Source organism: Pantoea sp. At-9b (assembly GCF_000175935.2).
In the GTDB taxonomy this organism is placed as follows: Bacteria; Pseudomonadota; Gammaproteobacteria; order Enterobacterales; family Enterobacteriaceae; genus Pantoea.
The window spans coordinates 531,846-550,880 of the sequence record NC_014838.1 but is presented as its reverse complement, the minus strand read 5'-3'; the positions used below and the strand labels follow the sequence as shown (position 1 = coordinate 550,880).

The window sequence follows — 19,035 nt, the reverse complement described above, 5'->3', positions numbered from 1 at the left end:
TGCGATGCGAATTATAATGATTATTATTCGCATCAATTTGCCGTTTGCACGTGACAGGACAGGAAGGAATTACCCCAGAACTTCGGTTTGAACTGACAAGGAGAACCCGATGGTGGAATCTGTGATTGATAGCAGTCGTTGGCCTTTGGTGTATTACGTGATGCCCGAACGGGTGAGCGCTGAGGATGCTCACCACCACATTGCTGCACTCCAGGCCATACTGGATCGCCAGCAACCTTTTGTGTTGATTTTCAGTGGGGTGGAGTTGCCGAGTGATTCTGCGCAGTTCTTCCGTCAGTACAAAGCCTGGGGGAAACGCACGCGCTCGGCCCAGCAGCGCTATTGCCTTGGCGCAGTTCGCGTTGAGCCGGATGCCGCCAAAAGGCGCTCACTGTGGCGCAAAGCACTGCGTTATCTGACCAGCAGCACCATTCCTTATCCTTATCAGGTCGTTGCCACCAAGCAGGAAGCTGAAAACCAGGCACAGCAGTGGCTGTCAGGGGGCCAGCATGGCTCACGCTGAAGCCCGTTCGCCGTTGCGTGATACGTTGAGTTTATTGCAGGGCGAGGGGCACACGTTTGTGCTGGCGTTGAGCCTGGCGGCGATCGCCGTGGTACTGGAATTGATCCCTTACGCGCTCCTGTGGCAAGCCGCCGTAGTAACCGACCCTGCCACCATGCTGACCCGGCTGGCGATCTGGCTGTTACTGGCGCTGCTGGCGAAATATGCGTTGCTGACGCTGGCAGGCTACTTTAGCCATCTGACGGCATTCCGGGTGTTGTATCGCACCCGTTTGCGCTTAGCCCAGGCGTTGGCTCGCATGCCGATGTTGCAGCTCAGCCCTTACAGCAGCGCGTCACTGCGCAATATCATTCTGAACGATGTTGAGCGGGTGGAGCAATTTATCGCCCATCATAGCGTGGACATCGTGGCGGCACTGCTTAGCCCGCTGATTGCTGCATTGTTTTTGTTCTGGCTCGACTGGCCGATGGCGCTGGCGGCACTGGCAACGGTGCCGTTGGCCTTGTTGGCGCAAAAATTATTTTCCCGTGGCATGGCGGAACGCACGGCACAGTATCATCACGCCTCGGGTGAACTCGATAGCGCGCTGGTGGAATATGTGCGCGGCGTACCGGTGATGAAGGCGTATCAGCAATCGGCGCGGGCATTTCATCTGCTGCACCAGCGGCTGGCGGCTTACCAACAACTGGTGACGCAATTTACCCGGCGTGCCGTGCCGGCCTGGTCGGTGTTCGTGGTGATCCTCAACGCGAATCTGTTCATCCTGCTGCCGCTTGGTATCTGGCGCGTGGCGCAGGGCGGATTGACCCCCGGCACCTTACTGCTGACCTTGATCCTTGGCAGCGGTTTGCTTAAACCACTGTTACGCGTGACGTTTCTCAGCTCAATGCTGCGGGAAATCTTTGCCGGTACGGAACGTATTATGCCGTTGTTGCAGACACCCGCAGCAGACCACGCGTCATCCACCCCCACTGGCATGCCCCTGCAAGTCACGGACGTGAGTTTTGGCTATGGTGAAACACCGGTGGTCAACAAGGTCACATTACGGATTGCGCCGGGGCGCTTCTACGCTTTAATCGGTCCATCCGGTGCAGGCAAATCGACCCTGGCATGGCTGCTGGCGGGGATGTTGCCATACCAAAATGGACAGATCACCCTTGGCGATTGCGACGTGCAGCAGTTGGACGATGCCATGCGCGCGCGTTACCTGGCGCTGGTCACGCAGGACGTGTTCCTGTTGCAGGGTACGCTGGCTGACAATCTGCGGCTCGGCAATCTCGACGCCAGTGACGCAGAACTCTGGCAGGCGCTGGCGTTAGCTCAGGCGGAAAGTTGGGTGCGCAGCTTGCCACAAGGGCTGCAAAGCCCGGTAGGTGAACGCGGGCTGACCCTCTCAGGCGGTGAACGTCAACGTATCGCTATTGCCCGGGCGCTGGTGGCCAATACCCCGATTCTGATCCTTGATGAGGCGACGGCCTTTGCCGATGCGCTGACGGAAACCGCGTTTTACCGCGCTTTGCGCCTGGCACGGCCTGATACCACGGTGATCAGCATTGCCCACCGCCTGTATGCCGTACAGTCCGCAGACTGTCTGGTGATGATGGAGAAAGGGGCCGTCGTGGCGCAGGGCACTCATGACGCGTTGCTCGCCAGTAACGCCCGTTATCGGACGATGTGGCAAAGCCAGTTTAGCTTGGCGCACTGGCATATTCGTGCACAGGAGGTGAATGATGTCACTGATTAAACGCGTATTACGTCAGCCTTCTGCGGGACGGCAGCAGGTGATAAGTGGCATGGTGTGTCGTTTTCTGGCGCAACTGTGCATGGTGTTGCCGTTCTTTATCGCCTGGTGGGCGCTTAAGCAGGTGACAACGTCACAATTAACCGCCGTGTTTTGGGCGCAACTGGCGGCATTCCTGGGAGTGTGTCTGGCGGGGCAATTGGTTTTTTCTCATATCGGCCAGTTACGCTGTTTTCTCGGTAGTTACCAGCTGATGCATAGTGTTCGTGAACAAACTACCGATCATTTACGTCATTTACCCCTCGGCTATTTTCAACAACAACGGCTTGGGGAGACCAGCACGCTACTGACAGATGCCATGCGGCGGGTGGAGGAGATATTTTCCCATTTGCTACCGGAGGTGATTGCGGGTCTTGCGACGTCTCTGCTGTTTTTGCTGGCATTGGCTTGGGTGGATGCGCGATTAACGCTGGCGTTGCTGTTGCCGCTGCCTCTTGGGGCATTATTGTTGTGGTGGATGGGGCGGCATTTGCTGCGGGGTACGCAGCAACAAGGCGCGCGTTTTGCCTCGGCTGCCGGTTTGCTGCTGGAGTTTATCAGTGGTATCAAAACGCTGCGGTTGTTCAATCGCACCAGCCCGATGCTCCATCAACTCGATGAGACTTTTGCCGCCATCCGCCGCGCCAGTATGGGCATTGAAGCTTGGGGCGGGGGCAGTGTGCAACTGTTTCGTTTTATGACGGAATGCGGGCTGGTGACGTTGTTCCTGTGTGCTGCCTGGTTGTTTCGCCTACAGGAAATCGACACCCTGACCTGGCTGTTATTTGTGCTGGTGGCGGTAAAAGTCATTGACCCGCTGTTGGATGCCGCCGCGTATTTCACGCTGCTGCGGGTGATGCAGCAATCGGCGCAGCGTATCGAACATTTGCTGGCACAGCCCGGCATGCCGGAGCAAGGCGAACGGGCGTTAACGGCGTTTAATCACCTCGGCTTTGAACAGGTCAGTTTTGGTTATCATGACCGGGACGTGGTTCATGACATCAGTTTTCAGGTGCCGGAGGGGAGCGTCACGGCACTGGTGGGCACGTCGGGCAGCGGTAAAAGTACCCTGCTGCACCTGTTGGGCGGATTCTGGCCGGTACAGCAAGGGGTGATCACCTTGGGTGGGGTGCCACTGATTCAGCTCGGCAGTGAACAGATATACAGCCGTATTGGTTTTGTCTTCCAGGATGTGCAGCTGTTTGATGGCAGCGTGCTGGACAATGTGCGGATTGGCTGCCCGGATGCCAGTGATGAAGCGGTGATGGCTGCCTGTCAGGCAGCCAGCTGTGAGGAATTTATCAACCTGCTACCGCAGGGTTATCACACGCGATTAGGCGAAGGGGCGCAACGTCTTTCGGGCGGTGAACGGCAACGGCTGTCGATTGCCCGTATGATGCTCAAGGATCCGCCGATTATCGTATTGGATGAGGCCACAGCGTTGCTCGATCCCCTGTCTCAGTCGCAGGTGCAACGGGCGTTGACGCGGCTGGCACGCAATAAAACCGTGGTGATGGTGGCGCACCGATTGCGTACCGTTGAATTTGCCGATCAAATTCTGGTCATGGAGCAGGGCAGGATTGTCCAGCGCGGTACGCATCAAACGTTGATTCAGCAGCCTGGTTTGTATCGTGACTTATGGCAGGCACAGGAAGGACCCTAAATTTTAGGCGGCCGCAATGGTAACATTGCGGCCTTTTCTGATTATCAGCTGCCAACGCATTATCGTTGCAACACCCCCCCGGACGCATGAGTCACCATAGCCATCATAGTGTGCTGATAAATTCTTCAGATATCCCTCATTAAATTAGCGCCGGGAAAATAAAATAACCGATACAAAATGAAATAACTTTTCTTGCTTCGTGATAACGGCAAACTTACGATTTTAAAAACCCGAATTGTATGGACAACTCCGTATGAATTTTCGCGCTGATATTAATGGGCTGCGTGCTTACGCCGTGATTTTGGTGCTGCTGTACCACGTGGGAGTCAGCACTATCAGCGGGGGTTTTCTGGGGGTAGATATTTTCTTTGTTATTTCTGGTTATTTAATGACGGGGATTATTATTTCGCGTCTGCAAAAGCAAAGGTTCTCGCTATTAGGTTTTTATGCATCCCGCTGTCGCCGCATTATTCCTCCGCTGATGCTGATGTGTGCCATTCTGCTGCTGGTTGGGGGTTTTCTGATCCCCCCCGAAGAATACAAAACCCTTTCCGGGCATATTGCCGCCAGCCTGAGTTTTATTTCTAACCTCGTGTATTTTAAAGAGGCCGGATATTTTGATGCCGGTGCGGTCTATAAATGGTTGCTGCATACCTGGTCATTAAGTGTTGAGTGGCAGTTTTATTTGCTGCTACCGCTGGCGTTGATGTTTACTGCCCGTTATCTGCGGTGTCAGTTCGGCTGGGTGATGGCGGTGGGGGCGCTGCTATCCTTCGCGTTGGCGCTGGTGGTGACGCATTTACATGACACCATGGCGTACTTTATCTTGCCCACCCGCGCATGGGAAATGCTGGCGGGTGGCCTGGTCTATCTCGCGCCTAAAAGTCGGCTAACGGGGCAACGCTGGGTAGCTTTCCCTGCTCTGTCAGGGTTGATCGTCAGCGCGATGTGGATTGATGCGGGAACCACCTGGCCGGGTATGATGACGCTGATCCCGGTACTGCTGACCGCGCTGATTATTTATGTTACCGCCAACGATAGCCCGCTACTCAATAACCGGGTGGTGCAACCTATCGGCAAAGCGTCCTATTCGATTTATCTGTGGCATTGGCCGTTGTGGGTGTTCTGGCATCTGGCGGATTTGCCCGTCACGCCGGTCAGTCAGGCATCGTTAATTGCCCTGTCGCTGCTGGTGGGCGGAGTATCCTGGGCGCTGGTAGAGAACAAAGCGGGCTGGTTTAGCGCGCGAACGCCGGTGGCATTGGGCAATGCGGCACTGGTGGTATTGGTCGCCTTGTTGATCGTCGCGCAACAGGGGTTTCCTGCTCGCGCGCCGCAGAGCGTTACTCAGATCAGTCAGTACGCAAAACAACGCTTTGCCGCGGCCCGAGGCTGTTTGGTGGTGAACAGTAAGCAGTCACCGCAGTGCACTTTCGGCAAGGGCAGTGAGGTGAATCTGGTGGTGCTGGGTGATAGCCATGCCAATGCGCTGTTGTCTTCCGTGGTTGCCAGCGGTGATGCGGCCTCTGACACGATTGTCTTTATCGCACAGTCGGGTTGCCCGACGGTGCCGGACATTACCCGGCCAGGACGACCCGATTGCGGTGACTTTGTTAAAAATGCCATCACCACGATTGAAGAGAAATATCCCAAAGCCTCAGTGCTGATCATCAACCGTTTTTCCCTGTATTTACATGGCGAAAACGGCCGCAACGACGATACCCCACAATATACTTTCGCCAATGAAGACAGTTCGCTGAGCAGCTTTCAGCAACATTTCACCCGAGCGGTGAAGAAACTCGCCAGGCATCGCAAAGTGTTTATTATGACGCCAGTGCCAGAGTTTGATTACGACGTCATTTACCGCATGACGCGTGATGCGATGCGCGGTAAACCCTATGCCATTCAGCTACCGTGGGAAGAGTATCAGTCACGTAATCAGGATGCGTTGAAGATGCTGAACCAACTGGTGGCGGAGATACCCAATGTCACGCTGCTCGATAGCGCGCAGGCGCTGTGTGATCGCCATTTCTGCTATGGCGCGCGTGACGGAGTGCCGCTGTATCGTGATAGCAATCATTTGTCGGAGTTTGGCAATAAACTACTGGGTGAGATTTTTGCCGGTATGTGGCGGAGAATTAACGATGTATCCGGGGTAATTATTCCATCGCCGCAGTATGCGGCGGTAGGAATTAGCAGGACATTTTAACAATACGTGACGCGGATTGAATAGTTGACTGTCGGTGCGCGACAATAACACGTGTGATATTTAGGTTAAAAATTTAAATAATTTCAGTGTTATATTTATTGATGACAGCAGTGTTAAGATGGTGACTATAAGTACTGATAATTCTCTTGGTGGCGCATAATATGGACCACCGGTTAAACATGCCCCTTTCAAAAAAGAATATCCTACTGTGAAACCGATGAGTATTGCGATAAACTTTATAAATTTATTCATTTATAATTCCTCGAAAAATTAGTTCCATATGGGTTTTTACTGGCTGGTTATTTTCTTCTGTTTTTTTCTTCGAATATAAGATCGACAATAATAATTGCAACTTTAATAAAAGCAGCAAATACAGTCACCATGACTATGAACTTTGCAATAGAAGGCGGGGTCGCGAACCACGTTGGAAATTCAACTCCGGCACCGTTTAGGATATAAGCAGCTATAAATGTAGCCAACAGGATAGACAAGTATTTAATGATGGTCTTCATAAACCTCCTTGTTTATATTGCGCCACACAATGAGCGGCGGAAGGTATAGTAACGCCTGTTTCTCTATTTTCAATGGGTTGTCATTTACTGAAGCACATGATTAATGAGATTGTTCGTATTTTTAAATGATAAAAAACTTTATGAACATGAAGTAATAAACAGAATGTTATTTTGTTAATTCTTGTTCTGAAATAAGATAATGTGGATAACTTAACAATTTTTTCGGCGCGATATAATGATTGCAATTTTTTTGTGATGTTAGTCACTAAATGAATTGCACACTTTATCCCGCTTGCAGAATTTTAAAAAGAACTGAGATGAGCTAAGTCGCAAAAGGTGAGGTATTGCTTTATGACTGCGGGGATGTAGCGGCGCGATTTATCGCGCAATTTAAATCAAACGATAAAACGCCTGAAAAAAGCGCGCGATAAATCGCGCCGCTACAAACTATGATGGCATCAATGCGTAAATAGCGAGAAAGTGCCCGCATAGTAATGCACCATCCACGCGACATACACCAGCCATACCACTAACACACCTGCCAAAGTCACTTTAGTTGTCATCTTCGTATCCTCTTGTTATGTGGGTGTGAAGACCCTGTGAGGAATAAGCTGACAGGAGATGCGCGCGAGGTTCTTGCGCTGGATCAAAAAAGGGGATGCAAGCATCCCCGTGATGATTTAATTGCGATCAAATCAGGCAATTTGCGCAGCTTTTGCCAATCTACGCTGTCAGGTGTTGATCTCTTCAAGACGACGATTCAGGGTACGCGGGCCGAAAACGCCAATGGTAAACACCACAATCGCCATCGCAATCGAGATCACCATAAACACCGAACCCACCCCCATCTCATGCAGCACCCAGGCAATGGTAAAGCCCGACAGCATGCCGCTGATACGACTAACGGAATACACCATACCAATGGCTTTGGCACGGAAACGCGTCGGGAACAGCTCCGCCTGGTAAGCGCGATAGGAGAAGGTCATGCAGGTACTGGCGAGCGACAGCAACAGGCCAAGGGTGACCAGCATCACCGGCTGCGACTGCCACGAAAACACCGTGCCGACCAGAGCAATTGCCAGCGCCGAACCACTCACCAGCCATTTACGTTCAATACGATCGGCAAAGGTCATGGCCAGTAGCGGCCCCAACGGGCTGGCGAAGGCGATCAAAAACGAATAGAGCAGGCTATGGGTGAAGGTTACGCCTTTGGCTGCCAGCAACGTCGGTATCCAGCTGGCAAAGCCGTAATAGCCAATCGACTGGAAGAAGTTAAACACCAGCAACATGATGGTGCGGCGACGATAGGGCGGACGCCACATTTCATTTTTCACTGCGGGAACGTGCTCCAGCGGTTTTGCCGCTGCCATATCAATCGGCGGCAACACCGCGCCGGTCGATTTCGCCACACGAGCTTCAAGCCGACGGACAATATCTTCCGCTTCCTTGTAACGGCCCTGTTCTACCAACCAGCGTGGACTTTCTGGCAGGCCCATACGGATCAGCCACACCACCACCGCACCAATGCAACCGAACAACACCACCCAGCGCCAGCCGGTCAGGCCAAACGGTGCCAACGGCACCAGCTGCCAGGATAAAAAGGCGATAGTGGGAATCGAGGTATATTGAATCGCCTGCACAAAGGCGTAGGAGCGTCCACGCAGACGCGCCGGAATAAACTCCGAAACGTAAGCATCAATGGTCACCAATTCCGCACCGACACCAATCCCGGAAACAATGCGCCAGAACACGATGGCATAAGGGTGATGCTGAAATGCCATGATGCCGCTGGCAATGGCGTACACCAGCAGCGCGATAATAAACACCTTGCGACGCCCCATGCGGTCGGCAAGATTGGCGATCAGCAGTGTGCCAAGAAATACGCCGAGAAACATCGCGGCGACAAAGGCACCGAGACTGCTGGGATCGAAAAAGTTATGACTGCCGTGAGTAAAAATCCCTTCACGCACCATACCTGGCCCGACATACGCGGTAAGAAACACGTCATAGACTTCGAACCAGCCGCCCAGCGCCAGTGCAAAGATGATGAGCCACAAGGGACGTGCGGCAGGCAATCGCTCCAGTCGCGCGGAGAGTTGCGCGCCAAAAGCTTTCCCTTCTTCTGGTGTGAAGTTGTCGCGCCAGCTGATCGGTGGCGGTAACGACTCGCTCAGTGAAATTTTCTTAAGCACGGTAGGGTACTCCACTTTTTATAATGTTCGTGCAGGTGTTGGACAGTGGGTAGCGGCGCGATTTATCGCGCGGATGTTTCGCCATGCGAGCACCAAACCGCGCGATAAATCGCGCCGCTACGGATCATCAACAGGTTATAACGGGCAACCTTTGGCGCGCAGGATCGCGTTAAAGCGTTCCGGATCGTTGGTGCCAGCCAGGTTACTGGCGCGGATCTTCTCTTCACGCTGCGCATGTTGTTGTACACGCGGCAGCAGTACGCTCAGCTCGTTGTGCGGAATGGCGAGCACGCCATCGGCATCCGCCACGATCAGGTCGCCCGGTGCGACGACCAGACCGGCGCAGTGCACCGTGGTGTTAACTTCACCCGGGCCATCCTTCGACGGACCACGCAGCGTATTACCGCGTGCCCATACCGCCACGCCGCCTTCGGCCCATTCGTTCAGGTCGCGTACCGCACCGTCAATGACAAAACCGGCGATTTTCTTCGCCACTGCCGAGGTCCGCATCAGGCCGCCAATCAACGCCTGGCTGAGATCGCCGGAACCATCGACGACGATCACGTCACCGGGTTGCGCCAGCTCGATCGCTTTGTGGATCATCAGGTTATCGCCCGGACGTACTTTTACCGTCAGCGCCGGACCACACAGCACCAGCTGCGGATCGTTGTGATACGCCGTCAGACCCAGCGCACCAACACTGCGTCCCATAGAGTCGCCAATATTGGGTACCGGCAGCTGGCGGAAAGCCTCCAGCGTCGCGTTATCAATCTGTGGGCCTCGTTCGCCAATAAAATAGCCAATCGGCCAGTCACTACGCATCGTCATAAGTTAACTCCGGTTGAGCACCTGCGGATTAACGCAGGCGGGAAGGTAAATGTGTTGATTATCGAGCCAGGCCAGGCACTGTCGTGCCGCACTTTGCGCTACTGCGTCCAGCGCTTGTGGGGTAGAGCCGCCAATATGCGGCGTAATCATCAGGTTCGGGAGAGTACGGAATGGGTGATTGGCAGCCAGCGGCTCTTCCGCCACCGTGTCCAGTGCCGCAGCACGCAGCTGTCCATTTTGCAGTGCGGTTGCCAGGGCAACTTCATCCACCAACTCGCCACGGGCGGTGTTGATCAGAATCGCGCCTTTGGGCAAAAGTGCGAGCGAGCTCACATTGATCATCTGACGGGTTTTCGGGGTGACCGGACAGTGCAAACTCAGTACATCCGCCAGCGGCAGCAGTTCATCCAGCGATGCACAGCGCCGGGCATCGGCCACATCGGCATCGGCGGCAAGGGCCGGATCGAAAAAGGCCACCTGCATCCCGATCGCCTGTGCGACGCGGGCGACGCGGCGACCAATTTCGCCAAAGCCCACCAGACCGAGCGTTTTGCCTTGCAACTCTTCACCGTCACCGCTGCGCGTCCAGCGTCCGGCGGCGACTTCCTGCTGGAAAAACGGCAGGCGGCGCGCGCAGTTGAGCATCAATGCCAGCGTCAGTTCAGCCACTGACTGTGCGTTAGTGGCTGGCGTGGTTAATACCGGAATGCCGTGCTGCGTGGCTGCCTCGACATCGATATTGGTCACGCCAACGCCATGTTTGCAGATGATTTTCAGCGTTGGACAGGCGGCTATCGCTTTGGCACTCAGCTCAACAGTGCGCGAAATCACCGCATCATAGGGCACGCTGCTCATGCGGCGTTCCACTTCCGCAGCATCGTTCGCGTTATCCAGGTAATCCACGGTGCAATTTGCGTCAGCGAGTAACGCACGGCCTCCCTGGCCGAGGCTCGTGGTGGTCACGAGAAAGCGATAAGTCATGATGGTTCTCCGATAGGGTTTAGCGTCATCCTGGCATCGGAAACCGATAAAAAATATTCTGTGTTAGTTATCAATTCATTCCTGAGAGGAATTTATGTGCCTTTTTCCGCTCGCTGATTTGCGTAAAATCGCGGCAAAAGCGCCGCCATACCGCGTTAACAACTTGTTCACTTTCTGGTGACACCGCCAGAGGCATATTTGATAACCCTTTTTGCTGGATGATCGGGTTGCAACGCTGCTGCTTACGGCGCTACGCAGCCGGACATCGTCAGTCTTAACCCTGCATTCATAGTGTGATCAACTTCAAACTATGCCCTCAACCACGTGTAACAAAAGAAACAATTGCTTACTTCCCTGCGGGCAAGATTGTGCCACCCGCGCGCTCGCGCAAAAAAACAGCACTGTTTTTAGCCGCACAAATTGGTAAAAGTTAGTAAAGATTTAAAATGTACTGTCTGGTTCGTTAACAACTACATATCAGAATGGTTACATCATGAATCAGTCCAAAGATCTCGTTTCTGTCCTCGTCCGGGTCATGGCCGTTGGTCTGTTTTTTGCCTCCGGTCTCGACAAGATTTCGCACTACAGCGACAACCTCCAGCTGATGGCTGACAACCATGTGCCGGGCTTCTTCCTGCCGCTGGTGATCCTGCTGGAAGTGGGCGGTGGCGCGGCAATCGCCCTCGGTTTTCTCACCCGTTTTACCGCCATTTTCATGGCCGTGTTCTCGGTGGTTGCCGGTTTTCTGTTCTATCAAGGCTACAGCCATGCGCACCTGATGGTGTGGTTGAAAAACATCTCCTGTGCGGCCGCGTTTTTGCTGTTGTGTCTGCATGGTGGGGGCAAATGGAGCCTCGATCATCTGATTCAACGCCGCCTTGCCCGTCGCTGAGCGCGTTAAATAGTTCATCTCCTCTAACCCATTTAATTCAGGACTAAACCATGAAATTGATGCCAGGCGTACTGCTGTGCTCCGGGTTGTTTTGTGCCGCGGTACAGGCTGCCCCATCCGTAAACCAGATCTCCGTACTGACCCATCAGCAAGCACAGGCGCTGGTGAATAAAGCGGAACAAATCATCCGCAGCCATCAGATTGGCGGCGTCGTGGCGGTGGTTGATCCCTTCGGTCAGTTGATCAGCTTTGATCGTCTTGACGGCGCAACCCTGGCAAACAGCGAGCTGGCACCAAAGAAAGCGCACTCTGCTGCCGCATTTGGTGTGCCGACCGCCAGTTTCCAGCAGAAAATTGCGGCCGGAAATATCGGGATGCTGGGTAACCCGGCAGTAGTGCCTTTGCCGGGTGGTGAGCCGGTGAAACTGAATGGGGTGGTGGTCGGCGCGATTGGCGTCAGCACGCCGGATGGCAATGTTGATGCCGAAGCCGCCAAAGGGGCGTTGTCGGCCCTGAGCGCGGGCTAGCCTGAGAAACCCAATATGGAAAGAAGACACTTTTTAAAACTGATGATGGCGACGCCAGTGATCGTCGCCCTACCAATGCAGCCACTGCTGGCGGCTCCGGCAGACAGCGGTGCCGCACAGTTGCTGCGTGCCAGTGAGCTGCTGACCGGGCGTCGTGGCCTGGATATCGGCATCACTGAGCGTCTGTGGACGCTGTTGTGCCAACAGGACAGCACCTTTCCGGCACAGCTCGCCAGCCTGATGACGCGGCTGAATGCGCTGCACAGCGAAGATCGGGAACAGATTGTCGCCCAACTGAGCGATGACGAAGTGAAAACGGCGCTGACCATTATTTCGCCGTGGTATCTCGGCTACACCGGTCATCCCTCGACCACCAAAGCGGTAGATGATGCGCACTTTGTGACCTTCCTGTCGGCGCTGATGTATGAGCCGACGAAAGATCACACCATCCGTCCCACTTACGCACGCGCCGGGGGCGATTACTGGGCTGAGGTCCCGCCGGGCGTTGACGCGCCGACCATGCCTGCGGAGATCCGCGCCTGGGGCGATCGCTCGCCGCTGGCGGCCAGCACGATCAAGGAACCGGAAGCCCCGTGGCTGCTGATGATCCAGGGCAAAGCCAAAACCCTCGTGGAAGCCGAGGCGTTACTGGCGCAGCACAACAACACATAACAAGAACGTGAGCAGGAAGACAAAATGAGCGAATTTGATGCTGATGTGGTAATCATCGGCTCGGGCGCACTCGGCGCCAATGCCGCTTACCAACTGGCAAAAGCCGGTAAGTCGGTGATTATGCTGGAAGCCGGACCCTATATCCCGCGCTGGAAAGTGGTGGAGAACTACCGCAACGGTGCCAGCAAGCGTAACTGGTGCGCACCGTACCCTAATCTGCCTTGGGCACCTAACTCTTACACCGAAGGCTATATCGACGCTAAGGGTGATGAAGATTTTGAGTACGTCACCAGTTACCTGCGCGTGGCTGGAGGCAGCACCCGTCATTGGGCTTCCGCCTGCTGGCGTTTACTCCCCAATGATTTCAAGCTGAAGAGCGTTTACGGCGTGGGACGTGACTGGCCGTTTGAATACAGCGAGCTGGAACCCTGGTATCTGCAAGCCGAACGCGAAATCGGTGTGGTCGGTACTGGCGAAGAGGACCAGAGCGGTCAGGGGCGTGGTCACTATCCACCGCGTTCAGCGGCCTATCCGCTGCCGCCCGAAGCGAAGCCGTATATGGTGCAACGCATGCAGGCCAAACTTGGCCCGATGGGTTACCAGGTGGTGCATGAACCGCATGCGCGTGTCTCCCGTCCCTATGATGGTCGCCCGGCCTGTGCTGGCAATAACAACTGCGAACCGATCTGCCCGATTGGTGCGATGTACTCCGGCGATATGCATGTGGATAAAGCGGTGGCGCTGGGCGTTAAACTGCTGACCGAAGCGGTGGCCTGGAAACTCGAGAAGGGGGCTGGCAATAAAATTGTCGCACTGACTTACCGCAAACCGGATGGCAAGGATACGCGTCTCACCGCCAAAGTGTTTATCGTTGCCGCACATGGGCTGGAGACGCCGAAGCTGCTGTTGATGAATGACATCGCCAACAGTTCCGATCAGGTTGGCCGCAACCTGATGGATCACACCGGTCTGAGCCTGACGTTCCTTGCCGATGAACCGCTGTGGACCGGTCGTGGATCGGTGCAGCACGGTACCATTGCCAATCGCCGTGATGAAGCGAGCCGCGCGCAGCACTCCGCCATCCGCTATTCGCTGCGTAATCTGGTGCCCAACGTGGATGTCACGGTACCGCTACTGAAGCAAGGCCTGATGGGGCAGGCGCTGGACGAGGCCATTCGCGATCGCGCTTCACGTATTATGAACATCAGCACCATGAGTGAAACGCTCCCCAGCCCGACCAACCGCGTGGTACCCAATTACGATCGCAAAGACTCGATTGGCCTGCCCATGCTGAAGGTCAATTATCACCTCGACAGTTATGTGCGTGGCATGCGCCCACAAGCGTACAAAGACTTTGCCAACTTTTTGCAGGCCTTTAACGGCGAAGTGATTGAAGCGCCGACCGGCTGGCGTAACCAGTACCACATTATGGGCACCACCATTATGGGCGATAACCGCCAGGACTCGGTGGTGGATGCTGATTGCCGTAGCTGGGATCACCCCAACTTGTTCCTCGCCACCACCGGTGTGATGCCGACGTCGGCTACCGTAAACCCGACGCTGACCGGCATCGCTCTGGCGATCCGCATGGCAGCGACCATTGCCAGCGAGGTGTAGACGATGCGTTTAAATCAGTTATTCAGCATCACCAGCCTGCTGCTGGTCAGCAGCCTGAGTCTGGCGCAGGACGCCTCGCCGGATCTGGTCAAACGCGGCGAATATCTGGCGATTGCCGGAGATTGCTCCGCCTGCCATCGCAACCCAGAAAGTGGTAAGCCTTTTTCCGGCGGCTATGCCATTCAGTCGCCGATGGGGATGATTTACGGCTCGAACATCACGCCGTCGAAAAGTGCCGGGATCGGTCGCTATAGTCTGGCGGATTTCACCGCAGTGATGCGCGAAGGGAAAGCGCCGGGTAATCATTACCTCTATCCGGCGATGCCTTACACCGCGTTTGCCGGCCTGTCTGATGATGATATCCACGCGCTTTACTCATACCTGATGTTAGGTGTGCCAGCGGATGATCATCCGGCACCGGAAACCCATCTGCCGTTCCCGTTCTCATTCCGTCCGGTGATGGCAATGTGGAACCTGATGTTCCTCGATAAAAGCGCGGTGCCGGGCAGTGATGCGGCGGCGGGCAGTGCTGAGCGCGGCGAGTATCTGGTGCGGACTCTGGCGCACTGTTCCACCTGTCACACGCCGCGCAACGGCATGATGGCGGAGCAGGGTGACCGGTTCCTGTCTGGCGGGAAAGTGGGTAGCTGGAGTGCGCCCAATATCACGCCAGATGCGCAGGCCGGGATTGGTGACTGGAGCGTAACGGAGATCGAAACCTACCTGCGTACCGGCGCGCTGCATGGCAAAGCGATTGCCGCAGGCGAGATGGGGACGGCGGTACAGAATTCATTCTCGAAAATGGATGACAGCGACCTCCAGGCGATTGCGCGCTACCTGAAGCAAGTGCCCGCGATTGGTGGAGGCGATCGCAAAGCGCCCAGCGTTGCACCCGCCAGCACGCCGCTGTCGGCCATCGAAACCGGGATGAAAGATGATATCAACGATTACGTCTCGGCGGAGGTCATGAGTGGTGCGCAGCTGTACAACGGTGCCTGCGCCACCTGCCATGCCAGTGATGGACGCGGTACGCACGATGCTCAGCGCTTCTATCCGTCGCTGGTGGGATCTTCTGCGGTGCTGTCCAATGATCCGGCCAACCTGATCATGACCATCGCCGAAGGGGTGGATCGTAATACCTCATCAGGCCATGCCTTTATGCCGGAGTTCCGCACCCAGTTCAGCCAGGCGCAACTGGCTAAAGTGGCAAATTATGTCTCCACCAGCTTCGGCAACCCGCAACACACCATCACCACCGATGATGTGCAACAAACGTTGCAGGGGGAAAGCGGCAGTTGGCTGATTCGTTATGCCCAACCTCTAACTATTGCTGGCGCTGTTATCGCGCTGGTGGTACTGCTGTGGTTAGTTTATATCCTGCGTCGTCGACGCGGTTAACTTCCGGGAGCCGCGATCTGGCTCCCTTATTATGGAGTGATTGAAATGAAAAAGATCCTGTCTCTGGCGCTGCTGAGTGCGGCCCTGTTCAGTGCAGCGGGCGCGCAGGCGGTTACCACGCAAACCATTCTGACGCAGGTGGATGCGCAAAAGCTGATCGCAGCTGCGCAGGAAAAAGCGCACGCGTTGAATGCCAATGTCTGCATTGCGGTGCTGGATCAATCCGGTGAATTGCTGGCGTTTCAGCGTATGGACAATGCGCCGGTCGGCTGCATTGATTCGTCGATTCTGAAAGGCCGTGCGGCGGCGCTGTATCGCACGCCGACCGACAAATATATGGAACGTGCTAACGGCAAAGAACCGGCAATTGCGACGTTACCGGGCGTGATCCCGCTGGGCGGTGGTTCACCGGTCGAGTGGCGCGGCAATACGCTGGGTGCGGTGGGCGTGAGCGGTTCGGCGAATCCGAACGAGATTGCGATCGCGAAAGCAGCGAGTGAAAGTTTTAAATAAATTGCCAGGGCCGGGCGTATGCCTGGCCTTGCACGTTAGTAGTGATAACGGCAGGCGGCGATTAACAGTGCGCCATCGCTGACTGCATAAACCAAACGATGTTCTTCTGTGATTCTTCGTGACCAGAATCCGGCCAGATTATGCTTTAAGGGCTCGGGTTTACCTTTCCCTTCAAAAGGCGTTCTTTTGGCATCTTTGATGAGTTCATTGATTTTTTTGACCATTCTTTTGTCTGTATCCTGCCAGTAGAGATAGTCATCCCACGCTTCCTGCGACCATGTTAATTTCACTCATCAATTTCCTTTTCAATGGTATTCCCATTACGTAAGCTTTCAATTGAGTTCATCAATCGTTTGGCATTGGCGGGTGAACGCAGAAGATAGGCGGTCTCTTCCAATGAATTGTATTCTTCCAACGACATCAATACACAGTCGTCACCATTCTGTCGGGTGATCAAAATGGGGGCTCGATCCTCTACCGTTTTCATCATCGTTTCCGAAAGATGCTGTCGTGCTTCACTGTAAGTTATGGTGCGCATGTTTTTTCCTCTGTTTTGTACTTGTCATTGTACAATGCTGGATCAAATTTAACCATTACTGTTTTAGCATCAATTATCACCTCATTGCTCACTTACTGATCAGACCTGCTTGCCCATCAAGTTCCCCTGCGACGCGCCGATAGACTACCTGAAGGAATGTAAGAGCACAGGGAGTGGTTCTTTTTACCGAAAAGTGTCGACTCCAGGAGCGCCAGCATGGCCAAACGACTGTCTGATAAGAAAAAAATGAGCACCCGCACACAAATGCTGCTGACGGGTGCCTTAACCATTACCCTCGGCTTTACCGTTACCATTGGGGTGCTTAACTGGCAATCCAGCCACGAACAAAAAACGCTGGCCGAAAATTATCTGCAACAAATTGCGCAGAGCCAGGCGCTACAAATCCAGCAGGACCTCAGCTATGCGCGCGATGTGGCGCATAACCTCGGTCACAGCATTATCGCGCTGCCAGGGGCAGGGGTGCAGGACCGTAAAGTCATCGACAAGATGATGGAATCCACGCTACGCGACAATCCCAGCTACCTCTCCGTCTCAGTGATTATGGAAGAGAACGCTTTTGATGGTCGTGATGCCGAATTCGCCACGCAACCGGGACAGGCACCGAAAGGCCGCTATGCCTGGTTTGTCGATCGCGACCAGGCCGGTAAGTTCAATATGCATCCGCTGGCCTCAATCTTTACGCCGGGTCAGGGGGATTACTATCTGCTGCCGCAGAAAAGCCAGAAAGATACGTTGATTGAACCCTATAGCTACGCTTACAACGGTGTACCTACGCTGCTTACCTCGGTTGCGGCACCGATCGTCAGCCAGGGCAAACTGTGGGGCGTCGTGACGTCTGATATTTCCCTGGCCTCTTTGCAGGATCGGGTCAATAAAATCAAACCCTGGGCGGGCACCGGTTATGCCATGCTGCTCTCCAGCGCCGGAAATGTGGTGTCCTACCCGGATAAAAGCCAGACCAGCAAAGCGTGGAAAGGCAATACCAATAACTTCAGCAGCGCCGTCAACGAGCGTCATGACGACATTCTGGGGGAAAATGCCCTTGTGACCTGGCAACCGATCGTGATTGGCAACAGCGATCAGAAATGGTTCCTCGGCGTCGTGGCACCGGTCAGTGAAGTGATGGCCGCTGCCAATCGCCAGTTAATCAATGCCATCGTGCTGATGGTGCTCAGCATTCTGCTGGTCAGTGCCTTGCTGGGCATCCTGTTCAGCCGCAAAGTGTTGAAACCGATCGGCGGTGAACCCCTGGAAGCTGCGACTATCGCGCTGGCGGTGGCTGACGGGAAGCTGGATAACACCATCGCGGTGAAAAATCGCGATACCAGCAGCTTGTTCTATGCCCTGAATACCATGCAGGGCCAGCTACGCGAGATCGTCGGTCAGATTCAGGATGCCAGCGCCTCGGTACGCCAGGGCGCGGGTGAAATCGCCAGCGGTAACCTGAATCTGGCGTCACGCACGGAACAGCAAGCTGCGGCGCTGGAACAGACGGCTGCGAGCATGGAGCAGATCACTGCCACGGTGAAACATAACGCCGCCAATGCGCATCAGGCTACCACGTTGACCGACAATGCGACGCATATTGCCAGCCGTGGCGAGGCGCTGGTCGGTGAAGTGGTGCAGACTATGGCGCAAATTGATGACAGCGCGAAAAAGATTGGCGACATCACCGCCATCATCAACAGCATTGCCTTCCAGACCAATATTCTGGCGCTAAACGCAGCGGTAGAAGCGGCGCGTGCCGGTGAGCAAGGGCGTGGATTTGCGGTGGTGGCCTCCGAGGTGCGTAACCTGGCACAACGCAGCGCCAACGCGGTTAAAGAGATCGCTGCGTTGATTGAAGAGTCCAGCCAGCGGGTCGACAGCGGTGTGCAACTGGTGCGTGATGCCGGGAAAACCATGCAAGAAATGACGCAGGCCGTGCATTCAGTACGTACTATTATTGGTGAAATTGTCACTGCGTCGGATGAACAAGCGCGGGGCATCAGCCAGGTGACAATCGCGGTCAATGAGATGGATGGCACCACGCAACAGAACGCAGCGCTGGTGCAGCAGATGTCGGCTGCCGCCAGTTCACTGGAGGATCAGGCTGCGCAACTGGCGCAGACCGTTGGACGTTTTCATCTGGCCTGATGCGGGTGAAGTGGGTAAAGTCGTGGCCATCGC

The 19,035-nt window shown here is 54.9% G+C and carries 18 protein-coding genes; 11 read left to right on the top strand and 7 right to left on the bottom strand.

Annotation, left to right across the window (positions count from 1 at the left end; genetic code table 11):
- The first annotated feature begins 109 nt into the window (after positions 1–109).
- From PAT9B_RS22930 to PAT9B_RS22915, 4 genes are all read left to right on the top strand, one after another.
- A complete protein-coding gene (locus PAT9B_RS22930) occupies positions 110–523 on the top strand; it encodes a hypothetical protein (RefSeq protein ID WP_013511674.1) in 414 nt (137 codons plus the stop codon).
- A complete protein-coding gene (locus PAT9B_RS22925; protein ID WP_013511673.1) occupies positions 510–2,267 on the top strand; it encodes an ABC transporter ATP-binding protein in 1,758 nt (585 codons plus the stop codon). Before PAT9B_RS22930 ends, PAT9B_RS22925 begins: the two co-directional genes overlap by 14 nt.
- Positions 2,251–3,966 (top strand): ABC transporter ATP-binding protein, encoded by a 1,716-nt coding sequence (locus PAT9B_RS22920; protein ID WP_223300491.1) that lies wholly within the window; start codon positions 2,251–2,253, stop codon positions 3,964–3,966. Before PAT9B_RS22925 ends, PAT9B_RS22920 begins: the two co-directional genes overlap by 17 nt.
- A 253-nt stretch (positions 3,967–4,219) precedes the next feature.
- Positions 4,220–6,175: an acyltransferase family protein gene (locus PAT9B_RS22915; protein ID WP_013511671.1), complete on the top strand. Its 1,956-nt coding sequence runs from the start codon at positions 4,220–4,222 to the stop codon at positions 6,173–6,175.
- Positions 6,176–6,235: 60 nt separating this feature from the next.
- On the opposite strand, the gene PAT9B_RS30315 is transcribed toward PAT9B_RS22915, so the two are convergent.
- The 5 genes from PAT9B_RS30315 to PAT9B_RS22895 form a co-directional block, all read right to left on the bottom strand.
- Positions 6,236–6,427, bottom strand: a complete 192-nt coding sequence (locus tag PAT9B_RS30315; protein ID WP_013511670.1) for a hypothetical protein — start codon at positions 6,425–6,427, stop codon at positions 6,236–6,238.
- A gap of 47 nt (positions 6,428–6,474) precedes the next feature.
- Positions 6,475–6,687 (bottom strand): hypothetical protein, encoded by a 213-nt coding sequence (locus PAT9B_RS22910; protein ID WP_013511669.1) that lies wholly within the window; start codon positions 6,685–6,687, stop codon positions 6,475–6,477.
- A 731-nt stretch (positions 6,688–7,418) separates the two neighbouring features.
- Positions 7,419–8,879, bottom strand: a complete 1,461-nt coding sequence (locus tag PAT9B_RS22905; protein ID WP_013511667.1) for an MFS transporter — start codon at positions 8,877–8,879, stop codon at positions 7,419–7,421.
- A 135-nt stretch (positions 8,880–9,014) separates the two neighbouring features.
- Positions 9,015–9,707, bottom strand: a complete 693-nt coding sequence (locus tag PAT9B_RS22900; RefSeq protein ID WP_013511666.1) for an RraA family protein — start codon at positions 9,705–9,707, stop codon at positions 9,015–9,017.
- 3 nt (positions 9,708–9,710) lie between these two features.
- The gene (locus PAT9B_RS22895; protein ID WP_013511665.1) at positions 9,711–10,688 is read right to left on the bottom strand and encodes a hydroxyacid dehydrogenase; all 978 of its coding nucleotides are present in this window, start codon (positions 10,686–10,688) and stop codon (positions 9,711–9,713) included.
- 493 nt (positions 10,689–11,181) lie between these two features.
- Here PAT9B_RS22895 and PAT9B_RS22890 point away from each other — a divergent pair, with 493 nt between their 5' ends.
- Genes PAT9B_RS22890 through PAT9B_RS22865 form a run of 6 tightly spaced genes read left to right on the top strand, consistent with a single transcriptional unit; the run spans position 11,182 to position 16,307 of the window.
- Positions 11,182–11,580 carry a DoxX family protein gene (locus tag PAT9B_RS22890; RefSeq protein WP_013511664.1) on the top strand — a complete coding sequence of 133 codons (399 nt, stop codon included), beginning with the start codon at positions 11,182–11,184 and terminating at the stop codon, positions 11,578–11,580.
- Between the two features lie 50 nt (positions 11,581–11,630).
- Positions 11,631–12,107 carry a heme-binding protein gene (locus tag PAT9B_RS22885; RefSeq protein WP_013511663.1) on the top strand — a complete coding sequence of 159 codons (477 nt, stop codon included), beginning with the start codon at positions 11,631–11,633 and terminating at the stop codon, positions 12,105–12,107.
- Between the two features lie 15 nt (positions 12,108–12,122).
- Positions 12,123–12,779: a sugar dehydrogenase complex small subunit gene (locus tag PAT9B_RS22880; RefSeq protein ID WP_013511662.1), complete on the top strand. Its 657-nt coding sequence runs from the start codon at positions 12,123–12,125 to the stop codon at positions 12,777–12,779.
- A gap of 24 nt (positions 12,780–12,803) precedes the next feature.
- Positions 12,804–14,396 (top strand): GMC family oxidoreductase, encoded by a 1,593-nt coding sequence (locus PAT9B_RS22875; RefSeq protein WP_013511661.1) that lies wholly within the window; start codon positions 12,804–12,806, stop codon positions 14,394–14,396.
- 3 nt (positions 14,397–14,399) lie between these two features.
- Positions 14,400–15,794, top strand: coding sequence for a cytochrome c (locus tag PAT9B_RS22870; RefSeq protein ID WP_013511660.1), 1,395 nt, complete (start codon positions 14,400–14,402; stop codon positions 15,792–15,794).
- Between the two features lie 45 nt (positions 15,795–15,839).
- The gene (locus tag PAT9B_RS22865) at positions 15,840–16,307 is read left to right on the top strand and encodes a heme-binding protein (protein ID WP_013511659.1); all 468 of its coding nucleotides are present in this window, start codon (positions 15,840–15,842) and stop codon (positions 16,305–16,307) included.
- A gap of 35 nt (positions 16,308–16,342) precedes the next feature.
- Here the strand turns inward: PAT9B_RS22865 and PAT9B_RS22860 are convergent, their stop codons facing one another.
- Complete coding sequence (locus tag PAT9B_RS22860; protein ID WP_013511658.1) at positions 16,343–16,597, bottom strand: Txe/YoeB family addiction module toxin; 255 nt, start codon at positions 16,595–16,597, stop codon at positions 16,343–16,345.
- Positions 16,594–16,845 carry a YoeB-YefM toxin-antitoxin system antitoxin YefM gene (gene yefM, locus PAT9B_RS22855; RefSeq protein ID WP_013511657.1) on the bottom strand — a complete coding sequence of 84 codons (252 nt, stop codon included), beginning with the start codon at positions 16,843–16,845 and terminating at the stop codon, positions 16,594–16,596. Before yefM ends, PAT9B_RS22860 begins: the two co-directional genes overlap by 4 nt.
- A gap of 216 nt (positions 16,846–17,061) precedes the next feature.
- On the opposite strand from yefM, the gene PAT9B_RS22850 reads away from it, so the two are divergent.
- Positions 17,062–19,002 (top strand): methyl-accepting chemotaxis protein, encoded by a 1,941-nt coding sequence (locus PAT9B_RS22850; RefSeq protein WP_013511656.1) that lies wholly within the window; start codon positions 17,062–17,064, stop codon positions 19,000–19,002.
- Positions 19,003–19,035 lie beyond the last annotated feature (33 nt).